The following is a 7,942-nucleotide window of genomic DNA, read 5'->3' as shown; positions in this document are numbered from 1 at the left end:
TTAACTTTAAACTCTAAGACAAACATTTTACGCAGGGGGGACTTAGACAAAATCAGTATAGCACAATAAAAGTTAAGTTAACAAGATATAGTTTAAAAAGCCGTCCTAAAAGGACGGGGCTTTAACCCAAAATTTCGGTAATAGTTTTAGCTCAGATACTGCACCATAATTGAAAAACCACAAATCCCCGACTTTTAAAGCCTAAAACCCTGATTAACTCGGTAAAAAATCTGGGATTTTAGACTAGGTACCAGATCTCAGTTTAACAAATATATTCGATCAACCTGTCTTTGGTTAATGTCATCAAACCTTGATATTGGAAAATCAAAAATATAGCGATCCGCTTGGAAAAGGAAAAAGTAAAACATAGAGTAAAGGGTAAAAGGGGAAAAAGGAAAAAGGGTTAGAGAGTTCTCCCGAATACGCAGACTACCCGAAAACCGATAAGGTTGCTGCGGTTGACGCGGCGGAGGTTGAAGAAGTTGCGAATCGCGGAACGGCAGAAATTAGGAATGTAGCCCCAGGAACCGCCCCGCATGACAGAATATGGATTATTTTCGTCTTTTTCAGTAGATTCTAGGCTATTTTCAGCATCAAGATTTTCCTCTTGATTATTATCAAGCCAAGCACTACCGTCACTAGGCGCATTTTCATAATTGTCATGCCAGTCATCCATACACCATTCCCAGACATTTCCGTGCAGACCGTATAATCCGAAAGCATTCGGGGGAAATTGACCAACGGGGATAGTTTCCTTTCCATTTTCGCCTATGGGTTCCGAGGCATAAGTTCTAGAAGCATTATAGTTGGCTAACTTATCAGTGAGGGTTTCTCCAAAGTAAAAGGGTGGGTAAGATTCACCTTTTGCGAGGTCTAGGGGTTCTGTCATAGCACGACAAGCGTATTCCCATTGTGCCTCCGAAGGCAGTCTATAATCTCTCCCCGTTAGCTTAGACAGTCGCTGGCAAAACTCTACAGCTTCATACCAATTGACTCTTTCAACGGGTCTAAGCCATCTATCTATTTCCCTGTCTTGATCTTGATAGGGTTTTTTAAAATAAGATGGATCTTCTTCTAAGTCTATTTTTACTTTTAAATCTGTTCTGGTGGCGATCACTTTCCATTGACCTTGAGTAATGGAATATTTCCCCATGAAGAAAGGAGGAACCTTTACATTATGTTGGGGACGTTCATTATAACGGCTATCTTTTTCATTTTTAGGAGAACCCATCGTAAAAGTACCACCAGGTATAGATACCATGTCGAGGTCAACGTTATTTGGTAGAGTTTCTGTGAAACAGTTAGCGGTGTGGGTGGTAGTTTTAATGATTTCGCCGCGACGGTTTACCGTGGGGGTTTCAAAGGAAAAGTTACGGAGATTTTGGCTCAATAAGTCTGTTATGACTGGTTCAAAAGTGATCGTGGCTACTTCGGATTCAAATTCAAAAAGTTCTAAGGTTTCTAATTGAGGAATGGCATAGTCAGGAATAGCTAATTGATGCAAGAAACTAACTTTGACATATTGAGAGTATAGGTATAGCTTTAGGGTCGATAATTTATTATATTTTTTTGATTGGAATAAATTAGGATTTAAGGTTTCAAATTTACAATAAATGCCAGTGAGACGACTACTAATTGCTGAAGGAGAAAGGAGAAGTTGTTTGGCTACTTCCGGGATAGAATAAGATTGGCTTGGAGTTGGCAAGAAATTGATTAAGGTTTCTGTTTCAATGTCCGTTAAGTGATGCCTTTGGGCTATACTTTCCAGAAAATCTATCCAATTAAAACCGATGGAGTTACCCTCAACAGCAGAGACAAGATTTAACCGCGCTCGACTTTTATCTAATTTCCTAATATAAGGGGCATATTCTTCTCCATATTGTCGTAGGGTAGAGACAGAAATAGTTGCAAAAGCTTGAATTAATTCTAGGTCATCTTCTCCACTTAATTCTAAAGGATTGGTTAAGAGAGTGGCTTCAAATTCACGAATGGTTTGATAGCCAAAATGACTAGCAATTTTTTCCGTTAAACTACCAATCACTCTTAGGCAAAACTCTTTTTTATTTATTTGTTTATCTGCGGCTATTTTATCTAAAAAAGTCTCTCGAATGCCCGGTTTAAATTCAAATTGAATCGGATAGTTAGACTGATAATAATTAAGGGGGGTAATAGGACTTAATAATCCTCCCATGACCACTTCTGCCACATGAACTTGAGTGGATTCAGGCAATAAGGTTCTTTGTACTAAACGAATGGTGGAAAAACTGACAGGAATGGCCGATAACCACTGAATTAATTCCCAAGCAAGTTGTGAAGAAGTTGCATAAAAGTTATTAATTTGTTGAAGAGTAGTCAGACTTTTCTCATCGTCTTCTTCTTCTTCTTCATAAGAATACATAAAATTAGACCCTAACCAAACCCCTGAACACCAGCTTATTCCTTTTCCCATTATCACATTAACCCAAGCTTTTATCGATTCCGATTCTAAGCTGACAATTGGTAGTTTAACTAATTTAAGCAAAGCTTGTTTATCAAACCCTTTAATCTGCCAAGATTCCAGGGGAATAGCTTGCCAACTTTGGGGAGTAAGTCCCTTTTTTTTATTGCCTAATCGAATTTTTATAGCATAATCAAGGTTAGTGCGTTCCCATATTCTTTCAGGAAAAGGATTCAAGACAGTTAACAGACTTTGGCTTGACCATTGTTGAAGAATATCAATAAATTGTTCACTAATCCAAGCAGGTGAAATGCAATCACTAACTATCAAAATTAAGCGTCGGCTACCAGGAGCATTTAATGTTTGGGGAGATAGGTACTGAGAAAATGAATAAAAAGAAGAAATTTGCAAGGTTTTTGTCAAATCATCCCAGTTCATTCGATAGGGTTTTATATCACGAAATGCTCCTAAATGTTCGAGAAAATCTTGTACTTCTTTTAATAAAGATTGCCAAAGAATCATGGATTTGCTATCTTCTATTAGTAAGGCCACGTCTAACCAACGTTCTTTTTTAGGAGTTAGAACAGGAAAATAACGAGGCTGAGTAGGGGTACTAAGTTCGGCACTTCGCTTGACAGTTTCTTTGATATTTAATTCCTGAGCAATACGAGAATTAATTTTCTGTTTTAGGGGTTTAAGTAAGCGTCCTAATTCTAAAGTATTGCGGAAGATTCCTGTGTCTGGTAATTTAATAGGTAATTGTTCTGTGGGATAAGGGTTTGGCTCAATAGCAGTAGAAGAAACAGGTTTGTTTGATGGTGAAGTCAGAGGATATTTAAGCTCTGATAAAGGAGGTTTTGTTAATTTCTTACCAACCCCCTTTTTTTCTAAAAATAATAGCAAGGCGATGGAATACAAACCCTTTTCTATGAGAGTCCAAAAGAGAGTAATCATCATCAGTTCTTGCTGATATTTCGTAAACTCAATTTGGGGAGTTTCCCATTTTTCTAAAATCGTCCCCCAAACTAAACATAATCCCAGGTTTTCAACTCCTTTTAAAAAAGCCAATAGACAAAATTGGTAAGCTCCATCTGCTTCTCCTCTTATTAAAGGATTAACTGTCCGGACAAACCATAAAACTTCAGCTATCTGAATCGAATCAAGTTCCCATTTTTCTGTATCAACAAAGGCTACGAACTGTTCTAACATCACCTTTATTTCTCTCCAGTAGTGTTCAGATAAGCCATTAAACGCTCGATAATTGCTTCCTTTTCTTTGGCATTAGGTAAGGGTTTATTCATTAACATAAAGACAACATTAAGTAATTGGTCTGTTGCTAGAGGTCCCTTCTCTCGTTTTTCATAAAATTTCTGAATTTGGGTTTCAATTTCTTGGGTTAAATCATCTCCTAATTCTAAATGAGCTTTGACAATCTTGGTCAATTCTTCTTTATTAGGTTCTTTTATCTCCAATTGAATACAACGACGTTTAAATGGTAAGGGAAACTCCCTTTCTCCATTACTGGTCATAATAATAATGGGAAATTGTTCACAGGGAATACGTCCATCGACTACTTCATGGGTCTGACCATCAGAGGTTTGAACGGTTACTGTATGATACTCTTGATGCTTTTTCAGTCTTTGAAGTTCTTCTATGACAAAATAGCCTTCTTCAAAAATATTTAAGAGATCATTAGGTAAGTCAATATCACTTTTATCAATTTCATCAATCAGTAAGACTCTGGGGTATTGCTTTGAACACATAGCTGTTCCCAATGGACCAAGACGAATATAGTCACCGATATCAAATTTATTTGGCTTGTCTTGATTCAGTTGAGCATCTTTAACTCCTTCTCCTTGATTAATTTGAGCATCCTGTAAACGAGCGATCGCGTCATAATAGTATAATCCCTCTTGCAGTGTACTACGGGTATTAATCGGCCAATGTAATACCTCTCCTAATTCTAATTCCGAGGCGATGGCCTTGGCTAAACTAGATTTCCCCGTTCCGGGTTTTCCTGTTACCAGTAGGGGACGACGCAAATAAATGGCCATATTAACAGCGTTAATGACTTTCTCGTTGGCTTGAAAAGTTTCCTTTGCTGGTTTTTGGGGTTCTTGTTGGTTAAAGTTTCGCCAAGGGGGTGGTTCTGGCCATTTTTCAATAGAATGAGATTCTTTAGTTCCTTTAAAAATTTGCCAATCACTCATAATGTCCTTTCCTTTGTATTAGTATGTTTAACGAAATTGATGAGCAGAACTCACTAAAGCTTTAATTTCTTGCTGGTGGGATAGTTATAAGGATTTTCCCATAAAAAGCAAAGATGATGGCCTAAATGAAAAGGCTCTTCTTCGGTAGCTTCTAGTCTCTTCACTTCGACAGATTTGGTTAAGTTTTCAAGATTCAACACATTATCCTCCCCGTCTTTAAGATTTTCCTCATTATCTTTTTTAGGCTTAATTAACTCATCTAAGTCACTGGTATGATTGACAGCAGAATTTTGACATCTAGACCACAAGGCTAAAGGAATTCCCCTCTCTATAATAAACTCATAGCTGATATTTTCTAGTCTCAGTAAATCCGTCGGCAAGTTAATCCCAAAAATCATTTCTTGCGAGTCCATAACTTTTAAATCATTATCATTTCTGTCATTAGTTTGAGAGGCGAATATATAGTTATTTATCTTCATCTTATTAGCGTTTTTTGTCAGCCAATCCCATTTCTTTTTCCAGATGTCAAGACAACGTTTTGTCTTTAACCGTCGATAAGACCGAATATGAACAGATTCAAAAGAAGCACAACCGATTCTTTTAGAACGACAAAATTCATTTTCTTTAAATTTCCAACAGTCAACATCTAATGAAAATAAATCATCATCAAACACCCACTCTATTGCTAAATGAATATCTTGATCAAATCCAATTTCTTCTAATTTTTGATAACATTCTTCTAGTAGATTGGGGATATTTTCTTCTATCTCAGTTTGAGTATAAGGTGCATTCCCTTGAAACGTCTCTAATAAATTTTCCTGTTGATAGTCTGTAGAAGATTGAGGAATTGAGACTTTAGTATCAACAGAAAATTTTTCAGATTCACTATTATTACTTTGAGAACTTACCTTCTTCAATTTTATTGATAAATATAGACGTGCATTATCAAAATCAAGAGAATTTCGATTGATAAAATTATCATGCGAAATACTCGCCTTTGATCTTTGAGTAACTTCTTCTAAAACAGAATCACTTGGAACTTCTATCTTTTTTTTTTATCTATATGAGACGAAACTTTATTGGTCAATATGTCAGAATTAGACAACAATTGTGGAGTTAGATGTTCTGATATTCCTGCTATCTCAATAGAATTACAGCCTAATTTATAAGCAAATTCTACCGTCCTTCCTGCGCCTAAAGCATCATAGAAACCCACCGCAAACTCAATGGCTGCTTTATCCCCAATGGCTTTGCTCATCCCCACCACATAAGAAATATGCTCTGCGATCGCTTTTGCTTGAACCTCCGAATAACAAGCATTGAGAACTACGCATTCTATTTGGTCAGCAAATAAGTTAAATAAACTTGCTAATGCTTGAGCCTCAACTAACTTAACTTGACCTGTTTCATCTTCAAAGGCTAACCCTTCTTCCCCCGCACCATGTCCTGAAAAATGGACAATGTTCGGCTCAAAGTCGAGGATGGCACGGTGAATATCTCTGTACCTCACGGCTTGCCCTGTTTCAATGACGAAATTATCTCGTTGTTTTGCTCGTCGTAGCCCTTCTTTAATCTCGCGCATTTCCTCATCAAGACGCAATGGAGTCGTGTTTTTGGGATTTGCTGACAGAATAAGGATTCTTTTCATTGATTAAGACTCGTTTGAAGACAGATGAGATTTTAGGCGACGAATCCAAGTCAGAACCACCTGTCGCCAGCAATTCTCATTTTAAGGTTTCATGACATTAAAAGCATTGCACCTAGAGGGGTTAATAATTCTTAACGAACCTCTAGATCGCTGAAACAAGGCAAAATCGTTTCAAAATGAGAATTGCTGGTTTCAACCCGCTTCTATTCACCGATTAGAATCCCCGTCTTTTTAAAGTGGGGAGATGTCAATAAGAAACCTTCCGCACCAGTTCAAACTCACCGCGGGCCAACCGTTCCAACATTTCCGACACCGATAGGTCGTACTGTTCCGCAATCGCCTGAACTTCTTCCCAGCCAGCCTGAGTCACGCTTAGATTGCGGCGTTTCTTCGGCTCTTCATAAGTCAGAGGCCTACCGTCCGGATTTGGTGGATTTTCCTTCCTGTCCTTGTATTTCCCTCTAGTTTCCATTGAACAACCCTTTAACTTCTCTACACTATTTTACCCAATACAGCAACAGAAAATTCCCTCAAGGGATGGATTTTTAATTATATACATATACAATTAAAACATATACTTTTTGGTGCGATTGCAGGGGCGGAAATCAACAGGGGACTGAGTAGGGAGTCTTTTAAACCGAAATGAGGTTAAGAGCAATTGATATCTAGATTAAGGCAATTTTAAGATCGCCACCTACCTAGAAAACAAGCCCCAACTCTATTCGGGTTATGGGGCAAATTCACGAAAAGTACATCGCTTTCGATAGAAAGTATATACCTTCGCACAAAAACTATAACTATTATGACACAGAACAAGATAGAAGGCAAGTTCTACGCGCTAAAACCGGAAGAGTGGCTCGAAGTCACCAAAGAATTGAGATACGCGGAAGTTCGAGTTCTCTACTATCTGAGAACGATCGATCCGTTCGGCGGTCGCGATCTGCGCGTCAAGGTAACGGATGTGACAACCGCCACGGGACTCCAGAAAGGCACGGTTTCCAAAGCCCTGAAAGTTCTTATACCAAATTTCTAAATCCATGACAGACATCCACGCTCGAATGCTTGCCAAGCCTGCATTCGTTGTGACGCGAATAAAGAAAAATGGTATAAGTCTTAATAATCTTAGAGGCGCTGGATTCCTTTTCCTGACTGGGTTCTGGAACCTGATCGTTTCCTACAGTGCGAGGATGTTTCCCACAGTGCGAGGGTGTTTCCTGTAGGAAACTTGATGGTACTGTAGGAAACTCCCTCGCATCAGAGGAAACCCTGTTTCCTGTAGGAAACTTTTCCGCATCAGAGGAAACCCTGTTTCCTGTAGGAAACTTTTCCGCATCAGAGGAAACCGTGTTTCCTGTAGGAAACTCTTCCCCGTCGCGGGAGACCTGATCTCCTTTAGGAAACGTTTGCAGCTTGACCAGTGCTTCGGTGATTTCTAGATCGATGTAACCTTTATCGCTAATACCAAATTTCAAAAACTATGGCATACTTATAGAAAAGATGATTAAGTGGATAAATTAGCGATGCCAGTCGTACCCAAAATTGATATTGTTGAGTCAGTAGAAGATTTAAAAGAATTAATGAAACAACAAAAAAGTAGTTTAGCCTACGCTAAAGTACAGTCCTTATATTTTTTGAAGATGGGGGAGG

At 38.3% G+C, this 7,942-nt stretch carries 7 protein-coding genes and 1 pseudogene; 2 read left to right on the top strand and 6 right to left on the bottom strand.

The window, feature by feature from the left end; genetic code table 11:
• Positions 1-403: 403 nt before the first annotated feature.
• The 5 genes from IM456_RS12080 to IM456_RS12060 form a co-directional block, all read right to left on the bottom strand.
• Positions 404-3,646, bottom strand: coding sequence for a formylglycine-generating enzyme family protein (locus IM456_RS12080; RefSeq protein WP_287693316.1), 3,243 nt, complete (start codon positions 3,644-3,646; stop codon positions 404-406).
• Positions 3,647-3,651: 5 nt separating this feature from the next.
• Positions 3,652-4,647, bottom strand: coding sequence for an AAA family ATPase (locus IM456_RS12075; protein WP_150976785.1), 996 nt, complete (start codon positions 4,645-4,647; stop codon positions 3,652-3,654).
• 53 nt (positions 4,648-4,700) lie between these two features.
• Positions 4,701-5,564, bottom strand: coding sequence for a VMAP-C domain-containing protein (locus IM456_RS12070; protein WP_287693315.1), 864 nt, complete (start codon positions 5,562-5,564; stop codon positions 4,701-4,703).
• Positions 5,565-5,689: 125 nt separating this feature from the next.
• Positions 5,690-6,295, bottom strand: a complete 606-nt coding sequence (locus tag IM456_RS12065) for a CHAT domain-containing protein (RefSeq protein WP_287693314.1) — start codon at positions 6,293-6,295, stop codon at positions 5,690-5,692.
• Between the two features lie 247 nt (positions 6,296-6,542).
• Positions 6,543-6,767, bottom strand: a complete 225-nt coding sequence (locus IM456_RS12060; RefSeq protein ID WP_287693313.1) for a hypothetical protein — start codon at positions 6,765-6,767, stop codon at positions 6,543-6,545.
• A 330-nt stretch (positions 6,768-7,097) separates the two neighbouring features.
• Between IM456_RS12060 and IM456_RS12055 the strand changes: the two genes are divergently transcribed.
• Positions 7,098-7,328 carry a hypothetical protein gene (locus IM456_RS12055; RefSeq protein WP_287693312.1) on the top strand — a complete coding sequence of 77 codons (231 nt, stop codon included), beginning with the start codon at positions 7,098-7,100 and terminating at the stop codon, positions 7,326-7,328.
• On the opposite strand, the gene IM456_RS12050 is transcribed toward IM456_RS12055, so the two are convergent.
• Entirely contained in the window at positions 7,312-7,767 is a 456-nt protein-coding gene (locus IM456_RS12050) for a hypothetical protein (RefSeq protein ID WP_287693311.1), read from the bottom strand. The genes IM456_RS12055 and IM456_RS12050 overlap by 17 nt on opposite strands.
• A 48-nt stretch (positions 7,768-7,815) precedes the next feature.
• On the opposite strand from IM456_RS12050, the pseudogene IM456_RS12045 reads away from it, so the two are divergent.
• Positions 7,816-7,942, top strand: a pseudogene (locus tag IM456_RS12045) (IS630-like element ISMae27 family transposase); the annotation flags it as partial.

Source organism: Microcystis sp. M079S1, assembly GCF_020246425.1.
Taxonomy (GTDB): Bacteria; Cyanobacteriota; Cyanobacteriia; order Cyanobacteriales; family Microcystaceae; genus Microcystis; species Microcystis aeruginosa.
Note: the sequence above shows the minus strand (reverse complement) of the source record. Positions and strands in the feature narration are given on the sequence as shown.

Coding starts and splice junctions, on each gene's coding strand:
- IM456_RS12080 (WP_287693316.1), bottom strand. CDS start 3,646: ATGTTAGAACAGTTCGTAGCCTTTGTTGATACAGAAAAATGGGAACTT.
- IM456_RS12075 (WP_150976785.1), bottom strand. CDS start 4,647: ATGAGTGATTGGCAAATTTTTAAAGGAACTAAAGAATCTCATTCTATT.
- IM456_RS12065 (WP_287693314.1), bottom strand. CDS start 6,295: ATGAAAAGAATCCTTATTCTGTCAGCAAATCCCAAAAACACGACTCCA.
- IM456_RS12060 (WP_287693313.1), bottom strand. CDS start 6,767: ATGGAAACTAGAGGGAAATACAAGGACAGGAAGGAAAATCCACCAAAT.
- IM456_RS12055 (WP_287693312.1), top strand. CDS start 7,098: ATGACACAGAACAAGATAGAAGGCAAGTTCTACGCGCTAAAACCGGAA.